The 19,064-nt window shown below is 39.2% G+C and carries 19 protein-coding genes, 1 riboswitch and 1 other annotated feature; of the genes, 16 read left to right on the top strand and 3 right to left on the bottom strand.

Annotated elements, in window-relative coordinates:
* Positions 1-13: 13 nt before the first annotated feature.
* A complete protein-coding gene (locus MKY26_RS18925; protein WP_095370982.1) occupies positions 14-724 on the bottom strand; it encodes a hypothetical protein in 711 nt (236 codons plus the stop codon).
* Between the two features lie 1,270 nt (positions 725-1,994).
* Positions 1,995-2,270 (top strand) — a binding site (T-box leader).
* A gap of 80 nt (positions 2,271-2,350) precedes the next feature.
* Between MKY26_RS18925 and metG the strand changes: the two genes are divergently transcribed.
* The 7 genes from metG (at position 2,351) to MKY26_RS18960 (ending at position 9,549) form a co-directional block, all read left to right on the top strand.
* Entirely contained in the window at positions 2,351-3,991 is a 1,641-nt protein-coding gene (gene metG / locus MKY26_RS18930) for a methionine--tRNA ligase (RefSeq protein ID WP_341098333.1), read from the top strand.
* 61 nt (positions 3,992-4,052) lie between these two features.
* Positions 4,053-4,916, top strand: a complete 864-nt coding sequence (locus MKY26_RS18935) for an aminoglycoside 6-adenylyltransferase (protein ID WP_341098334.1) — start codon at positions 4,053-4,055, stop codon at positions 4,914-4,916.
* 112 nt (positions 4,917-5,028) lie between these two features.
* Complete coding sequence (locus MKY26_RS18940; protein WP_328198982.1) at positions 5,029-5,277, top strand: hypothetical protein; 249 nt, start codon at positions 5,029-5,031, stop codon at positions 5,275-5,277.
* A 25-nt stretch (positions 5,278-5,302) separates the two neighbouring features.
* Entirely contained in the window at positions 5,303-5,764 is a 462-nt protein-coding gene (locus MKY26_RS18945; protein WP_307315682.1) for a helix-hairpin-helix domain-containing protein, read from the top strand.
* A 148-nt stretch (positions 5,765-5,912) separates the two neighbouring features.
* Entirely contained in the window at positions 5,913-6,395 is a 483-nt protein-coding gene (locus MKY26_RS18950; protein ID WP_341098335.1) for a VOC family protein, read from the top strand.
* Positions 6,396-6,600: 205 nt separating this feature from the next.
* Positions 6,601-9,081 carry a peptidase G2 autoproteolytic cleavage domain-containing protein gene (locus MKY26_RS18955; protein ID WP_341098337.1) on the top strand — a complete coding sequence of 827 codons (2,481 nt, stop codon included), beginning with the start codon at positions 6,601-6,603 and terminating at the stop codon, positions 9,079-9,081.
* Positions 9,082-9,159: 78 nt separating this feature from the next.
* Positions 9,160-9,549 (top strand): DUF2283 domain-containing protein, encoded by a 390-nt coding sequence (locus MKY26_RS18960; protein ID WP_341098338.1) that lies wholly within the window; start codon positions 9,160-9,162, stop codon positions 9,547-9,549.
* 19 nt (positions 9,550-9,568) lie between these two features.
* On the opposite strand, the gene MKY26_RS18965 is transcribed toward MKY26_RS18960, so the two are convergent.
* The gene (locus MKY26_RS18965) at positions 9,569-10,207 is read right to left on the bottom strand and encodes an alpha/beta family hydrolase (protein ID WP_095370974.1); all 639 of its coding nucleotides are present in this window, start codon (positions 10,205-10,207) and stop codon (positions 9,569-9,571) included.
* Positions 10,208-10,290: 83 nt separating this feature from the next.
* On the opposite strand from MKY26_RS18965, the gene MKY26_RS18970 reads away from it, so the two are divergent.
* On the top strand, positions 10,291-11,514 hold the full coding sequence (locus MKY26_RS18970) for an MFS transporter (protein ID WP_322910333.1): 1,224 nt from the start codon (positions 10,291-10,293) through the stop codon (positions 11,512-11,514).
* Between the two features lie 64 nt (positions 11,515-11,578).
* Positions 11,579-11,974 (top strand): VOC family protein, encoded by a 396-nt coding sequence (locus MKY26_RS18975; RefSeq protein ID WP_341098340.1) that lies wholly within the window; start codon positions 11,579-11,581, stop codon positions 11,972-11,974.
* Between the two features lie 18 nt (positions 11,975-11,992).
* Here MKY26_RS18975 and MKY26_RS18980 read toward each other — a convergent pair whose 3' ends face one another.
* On the bottom strand, positions 11,993-12,448 hold the full coding sequence (locus MKY26_RS18980) for an SRPBCC family protein (RefSeq protein WP_307315668.1): 456 nt from the start codon (positions 12,446-12,448) through the stop codon (positions 11,993-11,995).
* A 361-nt stretch (positions 12,449-12,809) separates the two neighbouring features.
* Positions 12,810-12,965, top strand: a riboswitch (cyclic di-AMP (ydaO/yuaA leader).
* A 130-nt stretch (positions 12,966-13,095) separates the two neighbouring features.
* On the opposite strand from MKY26_RS18980, the gene MKY26_RS18985 reads away from it, so the two are divergent.
* The 7 genes from MKY26_RS18985 to MKY26_RS19015 all read left to right on the top strand — a co-directional run bounded on the left by MKY26_RS18985 (position 13,096) and on the right by MKY26_RS19015 (position 19,064).
* Positions 13,096-14,358 (top strand): cation:dicarboxylate symporter family transporter, encoded by a 1,263-nt coding sequence (locus MKY26_RS18985; RefSeq protein WP_095370971.1) that lies wholly within the window; start codon positions 13,096-13,098, stop codon positions 14,356-14,358.
* A gap of 119 nt (positions 14,359-14,477) precedes the next feature.
* On the top strand, positions 14,478-14,666 hold the full coding sequence (locus MKY26_RS18990) for a hypothetical protein (RefSeq protein WP_307315665.1): 189 nt from the start codon (positions 14,478-14,480) through the stop codon (positions 14,664-14,666).
* Between the two features lie 445 nt (positions 14,667-15,111).
* Positions 15,112-15,387: a hypothetical protein gene (locus tag MKY26_RS18995; protein WP_341098343.1), complete on the top strand. Its 276-nt coding sequence runs from the start codon at positions 15,112-15,114 to the stop codon at positions 15,385-15,387.
* Between the two features lie 57 nt (positions 15,388-15,444).
* Complete coding sequence (locus MKY26_RS19000; protein WP_341098345.1) at positions 15,445-15,858, top strand: GNAT family N-acetyltransferase; 414 nt, start codon at positions 15,445-15,447, stop codon at positions 15,856-15,858.
* Positions 15,859-15,905: 47 nt separating this feature from the next.
* Positions 15,906-16,907, top strand: a complete 1,002-nt coding sequence (locus tag MKY26_RS19005; protein WP_341098346.1) for a DUF1835 domain-containing protein — start codon at positions 15,906-15,908, stop codon at positions 16,905-16,907.
* Between the two features lie 112 nt (positions 16,908-17,019).
* Positions 17,020-17,715, top strand: coding sequence for a response regulator transcription factor (locus MKY26_RS19010; RefSeq protein WP_095370967.1), 696 nt, complete (start codon positions 17,020-17,022; stop codon positions 17,713-17,715).
* Positions 17,712-19,064 (top strand): sensor histidine kinase, encoded by a 1,353-nt coding sequence (locus tag MKY26_RS19015; protein ID WP_341098347.1) that lies wholly within the window; start codon positions 17,712-17,714, stop codon positions 19,062-19,064. Before MKY26_RS19010 ends, MKY26_RS19015 begins: the two co-directional genes overlap by 4 nt.

The raw sequence follows: 19,064 nt of genomic DNA on the forward strand, positions 1-19,064 counted from the left end.
TTTCTCCTTTTATTTACCAATTAAAGACGGTTTTAAGAGTAAAGAGAATCAATGAGTACAAAAGGGAAGCCAATAAGAAAGTGGGCAGGTGGGCATAGTCTTCCTCCGGTAACTCTTTACTAATGACATTAAAGATCATTGCGCCTGAACTGAAAGCGATGATGGAGTGGACGAATAACCCTGTAGTAGGGCCCATTGATCCGGCAATTGCCCCTATAAGCGTAGCTATCGCAAATAGAAAGCGTCCGTATTGGTGGTGAATATCCTCGTTTTCTTTTCCAATATGATAGGATATGCCGATAAAGTGAAGACCGATGGCTAATCCATAAAATAAAGCTTCACCAGAGTGAACGTCAGATGAGAATACAATATAAGAAACCATAAATGTATAGATAGCGAAAAAAGTTGCTTGCACAAAATAGGCGGCGTTTTGGTTCATTTTTTGCGCTTTTGTAGATTTTGCGAATTTATACACACTATAGTAAACAATTAATCCGATTAACCCCAAGAAGTATAGTTCGGAATCGATCGCTAGTGTGCCACCTAACTTGTCTTGTTCTTCATGCATGGAAGGGAGAATATATACAAATACATAAGCGATCGCCACACCGCCGGAAAGTGAAAGTATTTTCTGCTCTTTCATTGGTAGCCATTTAATAATCCTTAGTGCAAAAAGTTGAATGAATATAAGAATAACGCCAATGATGATGGATTCAATGGTCATGGTGATTCCCCTCCTATTTCTCTACCCTTCTATATACCCAAAAATCATAAATGAGTCATCCTCCGCCAATTTTTATTTGTCTGGTTATTTAACCTGACGAGACGAGATAAAAGGCCAATAGTAGTAATAAGTAAGCTATGAGAGGGAAAAGAATAATCCATGGTCAGTGGTAGATGACGCCGCGTGCCTGCCCGATGAGCCCAGGCCTTTTATTGGTAATCGAAAGATAAATCGTCGGCAAATATTGTTTTCCCGTGCCGCCGAGAAATAGATAAAGACCCGTGATTTGGCCGAAATACACAACCAACAATGGTGAAAGTAAAAAAAGGAAGCATTAGCGAGTCACTCAGTCAGAAAATCCGCCACGAAAGCCGAGCAAATAGCATTAGCGAGTCACTCAGTCAGAAAATTCGTCACGAAAGCCGAGCAAATAGCATAGGCGAGTCATTCAGTTAGAAAATCCGCCACGAAAGCCGAGCAAATAGCATTAGCAAGTCATTCAGTCAGAAATCCCGCCACGAAAGCCGAGCAAATAGCATTAGCAAGTCATTCAACTAGAAAATCTGCCACGAAAGCCGAGCAAATTGCATTAGCAAGTCACTCAGCCAGAAAATCCGTCACGAAAGCCGAGCAAATAGTATTAGCGAGTCACTCAGTCAGAAAATCCGCCACGAAAGCCGAGCAAATAGCATTAGCAAGTCATTCAGACAGAAAACCAGTCACGAAAGCCGAGTAAATAGCATTAGCAAGTCACTCAGCCAGAAAATCCGCCACGAAAGCCGAGCAAATAGCATTAGCGAGTCATTCAGTCAGAAAATCAGCCACGAAAGCCGAGCAAATAGCATTAGCAAGTCATTCAGTCAGAAAATCCGTCACGAAAGCCGAGCAAATAGTATTAGCGAGTCACTCAGACAGAAAATCCACCACGAAAGCCGAGCAAATAGCATTAGCGAGTCATTCAGCCAGAAAATCAGCCACGAAAGCCGAGCAAATAGCATTAGCAAGTCATTCAACTAGAAAATCTGCCACGAAAGCCGAGCAAATAGCATTAGCAAGTCACTCAGCCAGAAAATCCGTCACGAAAGCCGAGCAAATAGTATTAGCGAGTCACTCAGTCAGAAAATCCGCCACGAAAGCCGAGCAAATAGCATTAGCGAGTCACTCAGCCAGAAAATCCGTCACGAAAGCCGAGCAAAACACATTTGCCTTTCACTTCTCCCATTGACTTTCAAAACCCAGTTGATTACAATTACATTTAAATATTTTCACTCCAAAAGCAATGAAGAGAAAAAGTAGAATGTGTCGTTTTTTAAGCAGAGAGCTTCGGTAGCTGAGAAGAAGCAAAAAGCAATCATTCAAAAATGGTCTCTGAGCTGTGTACTGAACATACTTGTTTATAAGTATAAGTAGGCTACACCGAGTTTTGGCACTCGTTATCAATGTCACAGTATAAAGGCCGATTGGGACTGGCGTACTTGATGAGGCAAGTAGGGTAACCTATTTGTAAAATAAGGTGGTAACGCGTGGTGTAAACCTCGCCCTTAGCTAGAAATAGCTATGGGGCGAGGTTTTTTGTTTGCAGTCATGTCTCAATCAATCAGGCTAACAATTTAGGGGGAATAGAAGATGAGTATTTTTATTGGTGGGGCGTGGGCTTATGCAAATGGATCTTTACATCTCGGTCATGTTTCAAGTTTGCTACCTGGAGACATTTTGGCAAGATATTATCGTTTAAAAGGAGAAAAAGTGCTATATGTTTCAGGCAGTGATTGTAATGGTACACCGATTACTGTGAAGGCAAGACAGGAGGGGGTAGAGCCGCAGGCGATAGCGGATCACTATCACCAAGAGTTTGTTGATTGCTTTACGCAATTAGGTTTTTCTTATGATATTTATACAAGAACAGATACAGCTCATCATCATCATGTAGTACAAGAAATATTTTTAGCGCTTTTAGAAAAAGGCTTGATCTACAAGCGAAAGGTAGAGCAAACCTATTGTGACCATTGTCAGCAGTTCTTGCCAGACCGCTATGTGGAAGGATTATGTCCAGTTTGCAATGAACCTGCCAGAGGTGATCAATGTGATCATTGTGCAACCATCTTAGAGCCCCTTGAACTTCATGAACGCAGCTGTAAAATTTGTGGTCACACACCGACGACAAGGGAGACAGAACATTTTTATTTTGCACTAAGGGACTTACAAGCTGATTTGGAGAAATATACACAACGGGCTGAGGTGCAACATTTATGGAGAGAGAATGCACTGCATTTAACGAAAAGGTATTTAGGTGAAGGCTTGCACGACAGAGCCATTTCTCGAGATCTACCAATCGGTGTCAGTGTCCCTGTTTCTGGTTATGAAGATAAAAAGGTGTATGTATGGATTGAGGCGGTTTCAGGCTATTATTCAGCAAGTAAAAAGTGGGCCGAAGAAAACAATCAGGATGATCATCATTTTTGGTCAAATGAAACAACCTCGTATTATGTGCACGGAAAAGATAATATCCCGTTCCACACGGTCATTTGGCCCGCCATTTTACAAGGAATAGGAATTGCGGCATTGCCGACAAGGGTGATTTCCAACGAATATGTTACTTTAGAAAAAAAGAAGTTATCGACGAGTAAAAATTGGGCTGTTTGGGTGCCTGATTTCTTAGAAAGATATGAACCAGATTCAATTCGCTACTTTCTTACGATTAATGCACCGGAGAATCGCGATGCCGATTTTTCTTGGAAAGAGTTTATCTATAGCCATAATAGCGAATTGCTCGGTGCATATGGGAATTTTGTGAATCGTACGTTGAAATTTATTGAAAAATCATTTGCCGGTGTCATTACAACGTCGGATATTGATGAAAAGATAAAAGGAGAAATAAACTGCTTATATCAAGAAGTTGGAAACCTCATCGAACAAGGAAGCATGAAGCAAGCACTAGAGAATATATTCGCCTATGTACGAAAATCTAATAAATATTTTGATGAGCAAAAGCCATGGCAACAATGGCATGAGGATCAAGGGACTTGTGAAAAAACGTTAGCTAATTGTGTTTATCTTCTTGCCAACCTCGCGCATTTACTTTCTCCTTTTTTACCGTTTTCAAGTGAAAAGGTATTTGAATTACTCAATGTCCAAGAGCGGAGATGGCAAGAGGTTGTTTTGAATGGTGTGACACTCACTGGACCAGTTGAACCATTGTTTGCGCGCATTGATGTAGAGAACATTGAAAAAGAATTAACGAGATTACAAGCACAATCACTTACCTAATAATCGCCGGAAGCAGGACTTTACTTAGCAAACAAAGAACCAATACTTGGGTGGTGAGGTGATGAGGTCAGAAACAGAATTGATTGCTACGATTATAGATTTTGCAAAAAACGAAGAGAGGATTTTTGCTGTTTATATGAACGGTTCCAGAACAAATATAAATGTCCCAAGAGACCAATTTCAAGATTATGATATTGTTTATGTCGTTGAAGATACCGAGCCTTTTATTAAAAATCAAAATTGGATCGCATCATTCGGCGAGTTGATTATGAAGCAAGAACCAGATAAAAATGATTTTGGTAAAGAAATAGTGCATGACTTCAAGAGTTATGGTTTTCTGATGCTATTTACAGACGGCAATCGCATCGATCTTCGCTTTCAAACAAAGGAAGTGATGCGAAAAGAATATGGGGAAGATAAACTGACTGTTCCTTTATTAGATAAAGGTGAGTACTTGCCCATTATTCCTCCTCCGACAGATGTCGATTACCACGTGCAAACACCGAGTGAAGGTGAATATGATGCTTATACAAATAACTTCTGGTGGTGTCTACAAAATGTGGCGAAAGGCATTTGGCGAGATGAATGGCCATATGCTCAAGCAATGTTTAACTCTGACATAAGAGACGCATTAAACAAAATGGTCGATTGGTGGATCGGTATTCAATATGATTTTCGTATTTCTACTGGTAAGTTAGGAAAATATTATAAGTGTTATCTCCCTCCTTCCTATTGGGAGATGTACAGAAAAACTTATAGTGATGGAGATGAGGAAAATATGTGGGAAGCAGTTATGACCACATGCGAATTGTTTCGTGCGTTAGCTCAAGAAGTGGCTAATCACCTTCGATTCTCTTATCCTATCAATGATGATCGCCGCATGTTGGCGTATTTGGAGGGGGTTAGGCAATTACCGAAAGCGTGAAGGAGATAGGCTACTTAAAGAATGAGAGGAAAAAGCGGAAAAAGGGATTGAAGACCTTTCGTATAAGGGTAAAGAATTGTACGACTTAAAAGCAAAGGGATGGATTCACACAATGAATATTCTTTCCTATTCTTATAAAAAACGGGGAGCGATTGAATTTACTTTCGATGCTTTTCCCCATTCAAAAGTAGTCTTTCACCCAATTAAAACGTATTATTTCATTCGCACTGTGCGCTGGAATGTGGCGGATCCTGTTGTGACAAGAAGAGATTTAGAGAGAATGGAAATGGTAGCTAACTTAGAGATGGGTACACTTGAACATTATAAAAAAAGAAAAGGTTATAAACCACTAACACTATAAATGTAAGCCAGTAAGGAGGAAGCTGATGCCATCTTATCAACCTAAATTACCTTTAACAGCGGATGAAAGGTCTAGACTACGAGAGGCAAGATTGAAGATCAGCCAAATACATATACTTGGGATAAAAGAAATTAGTCAGCATTTAAATATATCAGATGAAAGGGCACGGAAGATTAAGGGATGGGCAGACTTCCAATTGGTGCCCTCAATTGGTTTTGAATTAGCGGATAAACTTGTTCGATATCTGCAAATCTATCGTTTAGAAGATATAAAGAATGAAAACCCTGGACAACTATTTGATCTGCTGGAAAAGGAAATGGGTGTGAGAACGGATGGCTGTGTGGAAGATCAAATCCGATGTGTCATTCATTTTGCTAACAATAAGCAAATGTCTAAAAAATGGTTTGACTTCACGGAGGAGAGGAAGGCGTATCGCATAACAAATGGCTTTCCATCAGATCGACCAGAGAAATCGTGGAGGGACTAGGAGAAGTTGGCTATTGTGATTCAAGAGAGTAGCTTATTGCAAAGTCCGCTCTCCATCAAAAGTCGTAAGTAAGATACAGCTTTTATCGGTCGTGATGAGTTCTCTTTTGTATAAAAATATAATTAGATAAAGGAGGACTGATGATGCAATGATAGAAGGCTTATATGAAGCTCATTTACCAGTCAAAAATTTAGATGATGCGATTGAATTTTATACGAATCTAGGGTTACAGGTGGCATTAAGGGATGAAGAGACAGTATTTCTCTGGATTGAAAAGGATAAAAGTTGGTTAGGTCTATGGCAAGGTGAAGAGTACAAGTTGCCTTATCATCCTTCTGTTAGACATGTTGCCTTTCGCGTTTCCTATGAAGATTTAAAGCGGTCATTAAATTGGTTAGAAACAAAGGGAATTGAAGCAGTGCCATTTGGCAACAGAAAGTCGGTGGCTCCATTTATTCGATCACATCAAAGTAATGCGTCAGTTTATTTTAAAGACCCGGACGGCAATAGTTTAGAGTTGATGTGTACGGTGGATACACCAGAGGAGTTGCAGAAAGTTTGCAAAAAGTGGTCTATCACTGAATGGGAAGAATCTTTGAAGGGACTTAAGCTACAAGATATATATAAATAGAGTAATTTTACGAAAAAATGTTGCTTCATATATCATTTTTTCGTTTTTTTTTTGCCTTGTAAGAGTTGAGCGGTAATATGGTTACATTTAGAAAATGCCAAAGAGATAAAGTGATAAAAATAGGTTACTTGTCCACACGAAAATGATCTCTTCTTAATAAACTATCAGGATAAAGATTAAATTCTTGTGGAAAGGAGTGTTACATTTGGCTGATTGTAATAGAAATGCTTTAGGGACATGTTCCGATGCAGGTGGCTATAATACTACTGCAAGTGGTGTGGCTTCGCATGCGGAAGGTAGTACAACAGAAGCTGTTGGCACAGCGTCTCATGCGGAGGGCTATAATAGTATAGCAACTGGTGAGACATCACATGCCGAGGGTTATGCATCAACAGCAACAGGTGCAGCTTCTCACGTGGAAGGATCAAGTACTAATGCGACGGAGGTCGCCGCACATAGTGAAGGGTTTAATACACTAGCGAGTGGGCAAGCCTCCCATGCGGAGGGGAATTCGACGGAAGCTTTAGGCACAGCATCCCATGTGGAAGGCTTTGGGAATACAGCGATTGCTGATAGCTCACATGCAGAAGGTTATGGAACAACAACAGAAGGAATTGGTTCACATGCAGAAGGGGCTCAATCGAATGCAGGTGGAGTCGCTGCACATGCAGAAGGCTTTAGTACAACTGCAAACGGTGATGGGTCTCATTCTGAGGGGAATTCTACGAATGCATTAGGGACAGCCTCCCATGCGGAGGGTTTTGAAAGTTTGGCCATCGGTGGAGTATCACACGCTGAGGGACATGGGACTGAAGCAAGTGGATATGCCTCTCATGCCGAGGGGATTAATACTTCGGCAATTGGAAATGAGGCACATGCTGAAGGAACAAATACGTCGGCGGTTGGAGATAATAGTCATGCCGAGGGTTATGCAACAACAGCTAGTGGAGAAACCTCTCATGCCGAAGGTTCTGAAACAAGTGCAAGTGGAGATGTTTCGCATGCAGAAGGTTCAGAATCAACAGCAAGTGGGGGTGCTTCGCATGCAGAAGGGTTAGGTACAACCGCGAGTGGAGATGCCTCTCATGCGGAAGGAGATGGTACGTTAGCTTCTGGTAGTGCTGCACATGCCGAGGGTTTATCTACTTCTGCTACCGCTATCGCTTCGCATGCAGAAGGTGGTTCAACAAATGCAACAGCTTATGGTGCTCATGCGGAGGGCATTCAAACAACTGCCTCCAATTCTGGCGCACATGCCGAGGGTTTTCTAAGTGTAGCAAGTAACTTTGGTACTCATGCCGAAGGGTACAATACTCAAGCGATAGGATCTTACTCTCATGCCGAAGGGGGGAGTACACAGGCACAAGGTGTGTATACTCATGCGGAAGGATATTTAACCGTTGCAAGTGGAGATGCGGCTCATGCGGAAGGTACTTCAACAGTTGCTTCTGGTACTTGGTCTCATGCGGAGGGTGATGGATCAGAGGCATCTGGCTACGCATCGCATGCAGAAGGAAATTCCACAATTGCTTCAGGCACTTTTGCACATGCCCAAGGTCAGAGTACTGTGGCAGCGGGCACTGCTTCCCATGCTGAGGGCTACTTATCTAGTACAACACTTGATGCCCCTTATGCACATGCAGAAGGATTAGGTACAATTGCCAGCGGAAATGCTTCTCATGCGGAAGGAACAGAAAATACCGCAAGTGGTTTTTCAGCACACGCAGAAGGGGGTTCAGATGGTGCAAACTTACCTGCACCTAACACTGCAAGCGGCAATAGTTCCCATGTTGAAGGATTTAACAATGTGGCGAGTGGATTAGCAAGTCATGCAGAAGGCACAGATACGATCGCTTCAGGTGATTACTCTCATGCGGAGGGACTTGGAACAAGTACAAATGATCAAGCCGGCGCGCATATTATAGGTAGATACGGTGATGCCGAAGAACCTTTTTCATGGTTTATTGGCAACGGTACAGCTGCAGACACAAGAAGCCTCGGTGCTAAATGGTTAGCTAGTAATGGCGAAATGTATATTGATGGAGCCACATACAATACTGGTGGGGCAGATATAGCAGAGATGTTTGAAAGTATAGATGGCTTGGCAATTGATCCAGGATACTTTGTTACATTAGAAGGAGATAAGATGCGAAAGGCAACTGCATCTGATAGCTATATTCTTGGTGTAACAAGTGCTACTCCAAGTTTATTAGGTAATAGTGCAAGCTTGAATTGGCAGGGGAAATATGAATTAGATGAATGGGGACGTAGAATATACACCCATATTGAAGTACCTTTGCCAGCTACAAAAAATGGAGAAACTCGCTCATCGTTTACAGAAACCAAACCGATCATTAGTACGAAATGGGATCCATCGCAATCTTATGTTTCAAGACAAGATAGACAAGAGTGGTCTGCAGTAGGGTTATTGGGACAATTAAGAGTAAGAGATGATGGTAGTTGTCAAGTGAATGGCTATTGTTTACCAAATAATGAAGGAATAGCAACTACTTCACAGCAAGGGTATCGCGTGATTAAAAGAACGGCCGCTAATCAAGTCATTATTATGATAAAAGGCAATGAAAGTGAAATAATCGAGCTTTCTAACCGATATCAACAAGAGCAACAAGAAATGAAACAAATGCTTTCCCAGTTGGCTAATACAATTAATAATAAAAATAATTAAACCGTAAGAATGTAGGGTTTCTATAAAGAGGAACCCTATGTTTACATAATAAACTAAAAATCTGGGGGGGGAAAACGTTTGGAATCTAGAATTACATTTGATACAGAGGCGGGAGCTGGCTATATCTATTTGCTGCCTAATTCAGAAACATATACAATTCAAGCAACAGAAGATGTGGGTGATTCTCCATTACTAGTTGATATTGATGAGTATGATCGAATCGTTGGTATAGAATGTCTTGGAGAGATTGCGCAAAGATTATCCCCGATAGCAGGGGAAGAAAAAATATATCACGAAAATGGAGAAACCCTATCCTTCCGGCTATCTGGACAAGCTGTTAAGAAACATTATCTGCTAAAAGGCATCCAATTTTATTTTGCTGATGAGCAGTCTAAATACTTTATCGGCTTCGACATTATTGATTTTCACAAATATAAGAAACAGATTTTAAAAAGCATGGTAAAATAATTTTTAGTTTTTTTTGCTTTCAAGAAATAAATCTTTTTAATTCAGCCATTACTGTTTTTAAAGTTTGAAGGGATTGTTCCGTATGATAGTTGATGTCGAGTGAGTGATGTGCGCCATCGATTATTTTTATTTGAATAGAACGTTCCTTCATTTCTTCGATTGTTTCATGATGAAAATATGGATCTTGATTACCTATGACGAGTAACACCTCTTGCGTTATAAGTACTGTTGCCTTAGCGATTGATGGGAGTTTTAATAACGGTGTTAAAAGAATAATCTGTGCCTCACGGAAAATTTCTTCTTTCGCAAGGTGTAAAGTGATCGGTATCGTACCAAGAGATTTGCCCAACAGGATGGTTTTTTGATAGATATGTTTTTGAGATAGATCCGTAATAACTAGGTGAATATCTGCCATCATTAAGGATGAAATGTCTTCTACTCTATGTGTTTTTAATAAATTTGCTTCATATTGATAATGGATATGAACAACATCAATGCCCTGTTCAATCATCATCATCGTAGCGTAGTAAAACAATGGATGATTATAGTTGTATCCCGCTCCTGAAAACATAATACATACGGACGGAGCACCTGAATTTATATGAGTATATCTAACTACTTTTTCCTCTTTTTGTAAGTTTCTTTCGTGAATTTCCATCGATTTCCCCTTGTTATTTTTTATAAGTAGTGTAACATATTTCCTGTACTGTATTTTCTGAATCTTATATTTTTTTGTAAGGGGTGATACCTATCGGGTGGAGAAATCCTGCGCTGCTTATATTGGGTATAGGCGTTTCTTATTTAGGAAATTGGATTTATTTGATTGCGTTGAACGTATATATTATTGACTTAACCGGTTCTGCAGCTGCAGTTGCGGGTCTTTATATTATTAGACCTCTAGCAATGCTTATGACCAACCTTTGGTCAGGAAGCGTGATTGATAGAGTAAATAAAAGAAGGTTAATGATTTTTATCGATATTGTACGTGGTCTTTTAGTTGTCTGTTTACCATTTTTACATTCATTATGGTTAATTTACTTTTTATTGTTACTTATTAATTTGGCTGGTAGTTTCTTTGGACCAAGCTCACAAGTATACATAACCAAATTAATTCCAGAGTCAGAACGTAAGCGAGTTAACTCTCTTATCGGAATGGCAGGTAATGGGGCAATTATGATTGGTCCAGCTATTGCAGGTGTACTAATGACGACGGTTAGTTTGGCTGTCTGCTTCTATATTAATGCGGCTACTTTTATTATTTGTGCTTTCTTTATTTTCTTACTTCCTAATGTGGATGAGCAGAATAATCATGTTAGAGAGCGAATTCGCTTAAAAACATTAATAGAAGATTGGCGAACAATTATCCGGTTTTCAAAAGGAGCCAAATATTTTATATCTGTCTATTTGTTGTTCCAAACGACGATGCTCATATGTGTCGCCCTAGATTCTCAAGAAGTTACCTTTTTAACGAGAGATCTTGGCCTATCTAATGAAGCGTATGGCTATATTGTGGCTATGACAGGTATCGGTGCTATATTTGGCGGTTTATGTTCGAGTTTATTAGCGAAAAAATTATCATTAAAACTATATATTGGTGCGGGGATGTTATTGACATCTATCGGTTACATTGTCTTCTATGCATCTTCACATTATTTAACTGCAACCATAGCCTTTGTCATATTAGGGTTTTTCTTTACGTTTGCAAATGCAGGTTACGTGACTTTTTTCCAAAAACAAGTACCTGTCGACATAATGGGGAGGTTTGCAAGTGTAGCTGATCTATTGCAAGGAATCGTCCAAATTGGTTTGACATTACTACTGGGTCTCCTAGCTGAGTGGTTTACCCTACAAGAAGTAAGTGTTGTATTTGCAGTGATTAGTGGAATTGTTTCCATTGCGTTAGTCGCAACTATCTATCGTCCATCAAAGGCAAGTTATTTTGAAGATAAGGCTGTCTCTAGCTAATGATTTGCTCCTAACTTCCGATTGAAGTATGATGAATGAAAATGAGAGATAAAGGAGATTAGCGATGAAAAGTGTCATGCCTTTTCTTATGTTTCAAGATGGCCAAGCAGAGCAAGCGATGAATTATTATACGACAATTATTGAAGACTCAAGCATTATAAATATTGTCCGCTATGGTGAAAATGAAGCGGGTGATGAAGGGACAGTAATGCATGCCATATTCAAGCTAAAGGACCAAGAAGTGATGTGCATTGATAGTAATATCGCCCATCAGTTCAATTTCACACCAAGCTTTTCCTTTTATTTGAATTGTGATACTGCGGAAGAACTTCGTGTTGTCTACGAAAAGCTAGTAGACGGTGGTACAGAATTAATGCCTTTAGGTGATTATGGTTTTAGTCAACAATTTGCTTGGATTAATGATCGCTTCGGTGTATCTTGGCAAATCAATCTACCTTAAGTAAAAAGATGGCGAGGGTTATGTATTCCCTTCTGCCATCTTTTTTAATGCTAACGCTCTTTTGGTTATGAATCGTTGCATATAAGCTTTTAAAAAGAGGAAGTCTGCTATCTTTCCAATCAATCCTAATGGTGAAATATAAGAAAATGAATCAATCATTTCTGTTCCTTCATCATGCTCGCGGAACTCATGAACATGGATAAATGATTGAAAAGCACCCTTTACCAATACATCTGTAAATTGATAGGGGCGTTCCATCTCCGTAACTTTTGCTGTTAGTCTCTGCTTTACACCAAAGTGTATAGCTTCCCATGTTACTGTGTCCCCACTCCTGAGTAAACCTGAAGTCACTCCGGCAACAGCTCGCTCCTGTGATTGTTTTGTTGTCTCCGTATGTACTTCCACATTTCTAGCTAAATCAAAACATAAGTGAATATCGGCATGAATCAATAAACGATGTTTAATGACAGGCATGTGTAAACCCCCTTATTTTAGTGATAACAAAAGCATTCGATGAAATCAACCACCATAAACAAGATCATTGCGGTAACCGTTGATTAATTATTTAGATAGACTAAATAATTAATATTTCAGAAAAATTAGTTTTGTAAAATTTGTGTATATTTTTCTTTAATTTTTATTTAAAAAAAGAGGAATAATCGGAAGAATTAAACTGAAGAATATTATAGTAAACAGGAGAAATAATAAGTATTTGAGAGAATTATAAAGGTTTTTCTAGATAGGTGCGCTATAGTGAACGCACAGCTTTAAATATCCTCGGTAATTCTTGCTATTTACAATTTGAATGTATTAATAATATAATAGAAAAGTATTTTGTAGTATATTGCTTAATCTTTTTTCTAAGAACGGGGGACCCAATTTTTACAGCGGACATGTCCGTTTGGGGTGAATCTATGTATGTTAGAGGGGCTTACTGTTTCCCTTAGTCCTAACCCGAAAGCTAACCTCGTCAGCATTAAAGGAGACAAAAGGAGTTTATATGATTGCGGGAAAATGACTGAAAAGGCTTTTTTTTTTGGTTTATTTTCACCTTAAATTAATTAACCTTGTTTCCCTTGCCTAAGCACTAGATCAAATTTATAGAAGGTGAGGTTTTTTAAATGAAAAAAATATTTAAAATGAGTCTAGCTACTCAAATTTTGATTGGTCTTATTTTAGGTATTGTCATTGGTGGTATTTTCTACGGAAATGAAACCGCTCAAAGTTTTTTACAGCCATTTGGTGATTTATTTATCCGTTTAATTAAAATGATCGTCGTACCGATCGTTCTTTCAACAATCATCGTTGCTATTGCTGGTGTTGGTGACATTAAATCAGTCGGTAAGCTCGGCGGGAAATCACTGTTTTATTTCATTGGAATGACAATGGTAGCGATTGCAGTGGGACTTATTTCTGCTAATATATTCCAACCTGGAGCGGGTTTGGATATGGAGAGCTTAGAACAGAATGATATTTCTGGATATGTTGAAACGAATGAAGAGCAAGAAGGAAAATCAATAGCCGACACACTATTGCATATTGTACCGACAAATCCGGTTCAAGCAATGGTGGAAGGTGACATGCTTGCGATTATATTCTTTGCCGTTGTATTTGGACTAGGAGTCGCAGCAATAGGTGAAAAAGGGAAACCAGTATTAAGATTTTTTGAAGGCACAGCTAAGGCCATGTTTTATGTAACAAACTTATTTATGAAGTACGCACCAATAGGGGTGTTTGCGTTAATTGGTGTGACTATTTCAAAATATGGTTTTGCTTCATTGATTCCTTTGGGGAAATTAGCGTTAACAGTGTATGGTACAATGGCATTCTTCGTTATCGTTATTTTAGGAATTATGGCTAAAATTATCGGTGTGAATATCTTTAAATTACTTGGATCCATTAAAGAAGAATTACTGCTTGCTTTCTCAACAGCGAGTTCAGAAACGGTTCTTCCAAGAATTATGGACAAGATGGAACAAGCAGGAAGCCCGAAACATATCGCTTCTTTTGTTATTCCAACTGGTTACTCATTTAACCTCGATGGTTCCGTTTTATACCAAGCCATTGCAGCATTATTTATTGCACAAATGTTTGGTATTGAGTTAAGTATTGTTGAACAAATCACACTAATGCTTGTACTAATGATTACTTCTAAAGGTATGGCAGGTGTACCAGGCGTTTCGTTTGTTGTTCTACTAGCTACTTTCAGTACAATTGGACTACCTGCAGCAGGTCTTGCTTTTATCGCAGGTATCGACCGTATCCTAGATATGGGTCGTACAGCAGTAAACGTAGTTGGTAATTCCCTTGCTGCACTTGTTATCGCAAAGTGGGAAGGCCAATTTAACCCGCCAGCTGATAATAAAGTTCAAAAAGCTTCTTAAAAGTTATCATGGAATTTGTATGCCACAGAATTTAATTCTGTGGTATTTTTTTTGTTTGCGATTAATAGTCTAACTTGGCTGTATAACCTAAAATGCGAGGGAAGAGAATAAGAAACTATGTGGCAGGAATCAAATACACGCACAAGCTAAGGGAAAGAGAAGAAGAATTGCGCGCAAAAGCCGGATACGCGCAAAAGAGGTATAGAGAAGGGGGAGGAAATGCGCGCAAGAGCCAAAAACGCGCACAAGTTATGAGAAAGAGAAGAAGAATTGCGCGCAAAAGCCAGATACGCGCAAAAGAGGTATAGAGAAGGGGGAGGAAATGCGCGCAAGAGCCAAAAACGCGCACAAGTTATGAGAAAGCGAAGAAGAATTGCGCGCAAAAGCCAGATACGCGCAAAAGAGTCATAGAGAAGGCAGAGGAAATGCGCGCAAGAGCCAAATATGCGCACAAGTTATGAGAAAGCGAAGAAGAATTGCGTGCAAAAGCCAGATACGCGCAAAAGAGTCATAGAGAAGGGGGAGGAAATGCGCGCAAGAGCCAAAAACGCGCACAAGTTATGAGAGAGAGAAGAAGAATTTCGCGCAAAAGCCGGATACGCGCAAAAGAGTCATAGAGAAGGGGGAGGAAATGCGCGCAAGAGCCAAAAACGCGCACAATTTATGAGAAAGCGAAGAAGAATTTCGCGCAAAAGCCAGATACGCGCAAAAGAGGTATAGAGAAGGGGGAGGGAATGCGCGCAAGAGCCAAATATGCGCACAATTTATGAGAAAGCGAAGAAGAATTGCGCGAAAGAGCAAAATATACGCACAAGTTATGAGAGAGAGAAAAAGAATTGCGCGCATATACCGGATACGCGCAAAAGTGGTATAGAGGAAGCCGAGGAAATGCGCGAAAGAGCCAAAAACGCATACAAGTCTAAAAAAAAGCAGGAAACACTTTACTCCAAAAGTATCGCGCTCAATGCGGACTTCGCTGTCAAAAGCAGGGCTCTGCTTATTAAATGGCTAGTTTGGGCCTTTGAATAGATAGGAAGTGGTATAATTTACTAAAATAAGGTGGAATCTATATGCCGATTCATTTAAATGTCGCAACAGGAAGCTGAGGAAATTTCTTTAACTTGGCAGTATGATGCCCCCTATGATTTTTATAATATGGAAGAAGATGAGGAGGATTTAGTTGCATTTTTGGATGAAAAAGAACGGGGCGAGTTTGTTTTTTCTGTAAAGGATGAAGAAGAGCTTATCGCTTTTTTGATGATTGAGCAAATGGGTGACTCAATGGATTTAGGCCTTGGGATGAGACCAGACTTAACTGGTCAAGGAAAAGGTGCCACTTTCTTAAAGGCTGCGATGTGTTTTTTAAGAAAGAATTATGAACAGATGACATTATCTGTAGCTACTTTCAATAAAAGGGCTATTAAACTATATAAACGAGTAGGGTTTCGCACGAGTCGCATATATTGCATGAAACAAACGGAAGTACTTATGAGTTTATAAATATGGTAATTGATTGTTATAAAAGTGTATAGGGAGTGGATTAGCAGTTGCAAATTAAACAGCAAGTAGATAAATTATCGGATCATGAAGCAAGATCCTTACTGTTACAAATGTTATTACATACTGAAATGCTTCGTTCAGGAAATTACTCTGATGAGGATTATATGACTAGCATGAAGGAGTTTTATCAAGCAGTGTTAACATTTGATAAGGAAACTCCTCCTATTCAAGGAGGTAATATACATATTGTTTTTAGCGATTCGAGTGCGGGGAGTTTAAAACAAGCAATAAAGAAATTAAATATAAGTGATAGAGTTATTACTATTCCGATTAATTTTTCGATAGGGCCATTATGGCAATTGCATCAAATAGAGGGTCTTGAGAAGCGTAGGGACTGGTTGTTTGAACGTATTAATTTAGAAGATGAATTTATTTTTGACTATATTCCACGGATAGAAGAAAGTTGGATGAAGTTACAGGCATTACCCGAACAATGTAAAATTTTTATTTGGGGATGTGAAAATGCGCATGAACAGGCAGGAATAGCCTATGCAGTCTACCTATTACGGGAGAAAAACAATCAAGTATATATAGGTTTAGATCAGGAGCACCAGCAAAGTTTAACACGTCAAGATATTCTACATACAGGTGAGCTTGCGCCCGAGCAGTGGGTGGAATATATAAAAAATGTGGAAAATTATCTCCTCTTATCAATAGATGAACGTCAAAAATGGATAGAGCTTTGGGTTACGCTTGCTCAATCGAAGGACGTCTTTTTAAGGACATGGAAAGAAGGAAGGTTGACTCCTGTCAGTGAACATTATTTAGATGAGATGATTATTGCTAAGGCAAGGGAGCTTCAAAAGGGAAAAGAATTTATGAAGTCTACCCGCCTAATTGGTGAGGTCATTGGACATTTAGACCAACCCATTGGGGATTTGTTTATTGAATACCGTTTAAGAACGCTAGCGTTCTTAGGTGTTTTTGAATTGAAGGGTGTGCCGAGGGCAATGAGATTTTATAGTGTACGCCTCAAGTCGAACGAATAATCAATATGGTGAGACCTCCTTCAAAAAAGGGAGGTTTATTTAATGAAAATTTTAATTTGTTTTTAATGTTCTTTTGGTAAGTTAATAATAACTGTAAAAGGAGGCGTGGTGGATGGCAGAGGAGATTTTGATTGTTGAGGATGAGGAAAAAATTGCGCGCTTATTAGAGCTTGAATTAACGTATGAAGGTTATCAAGTGACAAAGGTGTATGATGGCATGGAGGCGATGAATCATTACCGAGAAAAAGAGTGGGATCTTATCCTCTTAGATGTGATGCTACCAGGTTTAAGTGGGATGGAAATACTGCGTAGAATTAGAGGGAATGATACGGTTACACCGGTTATATTACTAACAGCTAAAGGTGCAGTAGAAGATAAAGTAACTGGACTTGATTTTGGGGCGAATGACTATGTCACCAAGCCTTTTCAAATAGAAGAATTGCTAGCACGAGTGAGAGCAGCTTTGCGATTGAAACAAAAAGGCGGTAAGGAAGAAGGAGGAAAATGGTTAACTTGTAGCGATTTAAAAATGAATGAGCAGACGAGAGAAGTCATGCGAGGGGAACAATCCATTGAGTTGACTGCTAAGGAATTCGATTTATTGCTCTATTTAGCTGAGAATGAACGCCAAGTGCTGACAAGAGACCAAATATTGTCTAAAGTGTGGGGGTACGATTACAGCGGTGATACAAATGTGGTTGATGTGTATATTCGTTATTTAAGAAGGAAGTTAGAAGTATCTGATGATGTCAAACCGCTTATTCAAACAGTAAGAGGTGTGGGCTATACCCTCAGGCAACCAACATGAAGATCAAAAATAGAATTCATTTATATACTGCGGTCTTATTTATTGTTTTACTCATTGTAATGAACTTTACAATATACTTTATTTTTCAATCCATTACGCTAGAGGGTGAGAAGGAGCAGGCAAAAGAAGAATTAAATAGGGTTTTAACTGAGTTCCATCAATCCCTAGGCACTCTTCCTCAAGGAAGCTTATTAAGGGCGTATGTACCGGTTGATGGGTTTATAAGAATTATTCATGAAAATGGAGAAGCAACAACAACCACTTCGATGGATAATGAAAAGGTAGATAAGCTGCCTTTTCAGTTTGGAGCAAGTGATAAGACAGAAATTATTAAAGACGAACATATAGTTATTAGTTTAACACCAATGATTTTGCCCAGTGGAGAAGTGGCAAACTTACAAATAGGAAAAGATATTGAAGCAAGTTATCGAAATTTAAATATATTAAAGACCGTTCTCTTTATCGTAACGCTAGTTGCAACGATACCTGTATTCCTTTCAAGTAGGTTTGTCGGCAACGTGATTATTACGCCGATTCTTTCTTTAACTGCAACAATGAAGGAAATTAGAAATAGTGGCCAATTTAAACAGCTGGAGCTCCATCGAAATGCAGACATCGAATTGAGGGAAATGGGTGAAACCTTCAATCATATGATTACGTTGCTTGAGGAGAATGATGAGAAACAAAAGCAATTTATTGCTAATGCTTCTCATGAATTAAAAACACCATTAACAATCATAGAAAGTTATGCTAATTTGCTTAAGAGACGCGGGTACCAAGATAAAGATTTAGTCGATGAATCTGTTGAAGCTATCCACTCAGAGGCAATAAGAATGAGAGAACTAACTGAACAATTGCTTCTTTTGGCGAAGAATAACGAAGAATGGAATGTACAAAAACAGGAGATTACGCTCTCCCCGTTCCTTTCTGAAGTTAGTCGTTCATTTGAGAGGGCGTATCAGCGCCAGATTACAATAAATGGCTTAAAAGAAACGACGGTCACTTCTGATGAGCAAAAGCTTAAGCAACTATTGTTTATCTTATTAGATAACGCTAGGAAATATAGTGAAAATGAGATTGAAATTATTATCGGGAAGGCAAATGAGCAAACATTTATTGAAGTAATTGATACAGGAGTTGGTATTTCTAAAGCTGATCAGGCGAGAGTGTTTGATCGCTTTTACCAAGTAGATCCCGCAAGGAAGCGGGGGAAAAATGGTAGCGGACTCGGTTTATCTTTGGCAAAAGAAATCTCAGAAGCGATTGATGTTCAGTTAACGCTTCAAAGCGAATTAGGAATAGGAACGAAAGTGAAAATACTTTTTGATAAAGGGCAAAGTCAGGAGTGA

It is taken from the genome of Cytobacillus sp. FSL R7-0680, assembly GCF_038009245.1.
Lineage (GTDB): Bacteria > Bacillota > Bacilli > Bacillales > Cytobacillaceae > Cytobacillus > Cytobacillus kochii.

Bases quoted from the DNA above. Each gene is read 5' to 3' on its own strand.
- MKY26_RS18925 (WP_095370982.1), bottom strand. From the start codon at position 724: ATGACCATTGAATCCATCATCATTGGCGTTATTCTTATATTCATTCAA.
- metG (WP_341098333.1), top strand. From the start codon at position 2,351: ATGAGTATTTTTATTGGTGGGGCGTGGGCTTATGCAAATGGATCTTTA.
- MKY26_RS18935 (WP_341098334.1), top strand. From the start codon at position 4,053: ATGAGGTCAGAAACAGAATTGATTGCTACGATTATAGATTTTGCAAAA.
- MKY26_RS18940 (WP_328198982.1), top strand. From the start codon at position 5,029: ATGAATATTCTTTCCTATTCTTATAAAAAACGGGGAGCGATTGAATTT.
- MKY26_RS18945 (WP_307315682.1), top strand. From the start codon at position 5,303: ATGCCATCTTATCAACCTAAATTACCTTTAACAGCGGATGAAAGGTCT.
- MKY26_RS18950 (WP_341098335.1), top strand. From the start codon at position 5,913: ATGATAGAAGGCTTATATGAAGCTCATTTACCAGTCAAAAATTTAGAT.
- MKY26_RS18965 (WP_095370974.1), bottom strand. From the start codon at position 10,207: ATGGAAATTCACGAAAGAAACTTACAAAAAGAGGAAAAAGTAGTTAGA.
- MKY26_RS18975 (WP_341098340.1), top strand. From the start codon at position 11,579: ATGAAAAGTGTCATGCCTTTTCTTATGTTTCAAGATGGCCAAGCAGAG.
- MKY26_RS18980 (WP_307315668.1), bottom strand. From the start codon at position 12,448: ATGCCTGTCATTAAACATCGTTTATTGATTCATGCCGATATTCACTTA.
- MKY26_RS18985 (WP_095370971.1), top strand. From the start codon at position 13,096: ATGAAAAAAATATTTAAAATGAGTCTAGCTACTCAAATTTTGATTGGT.
- MKY26_RS18995 (WP_341098343.1), top strand. From the start codon at position 15,112: ATGCGCACAATTTATGAGAAAGCGAAGAAGAATTGCGCGAAAGAGCAA.
- MKY26_RS19000 (WP_341098345.1), top strand. From the start codon at position 15,445: ATGTCGCAACAGGAAGCTGAGGAAATTTCTTTAACTTGGCAGTATGAT.
- MKY26_RS19010 (WP_095370967.1), top strand. From the start codon at position 17,020: ATGGCAGAGGAGATTTTGATTGTTGAGGATGAGGAAAAAATTGCGCGC.
- MKY26_RS19015 (WP_341098347.1), top strand. From the start codon at position 17,712: ATGAAGATCAAAAATAGAATTCATTTATATACTGCGGTCTTATTTATT.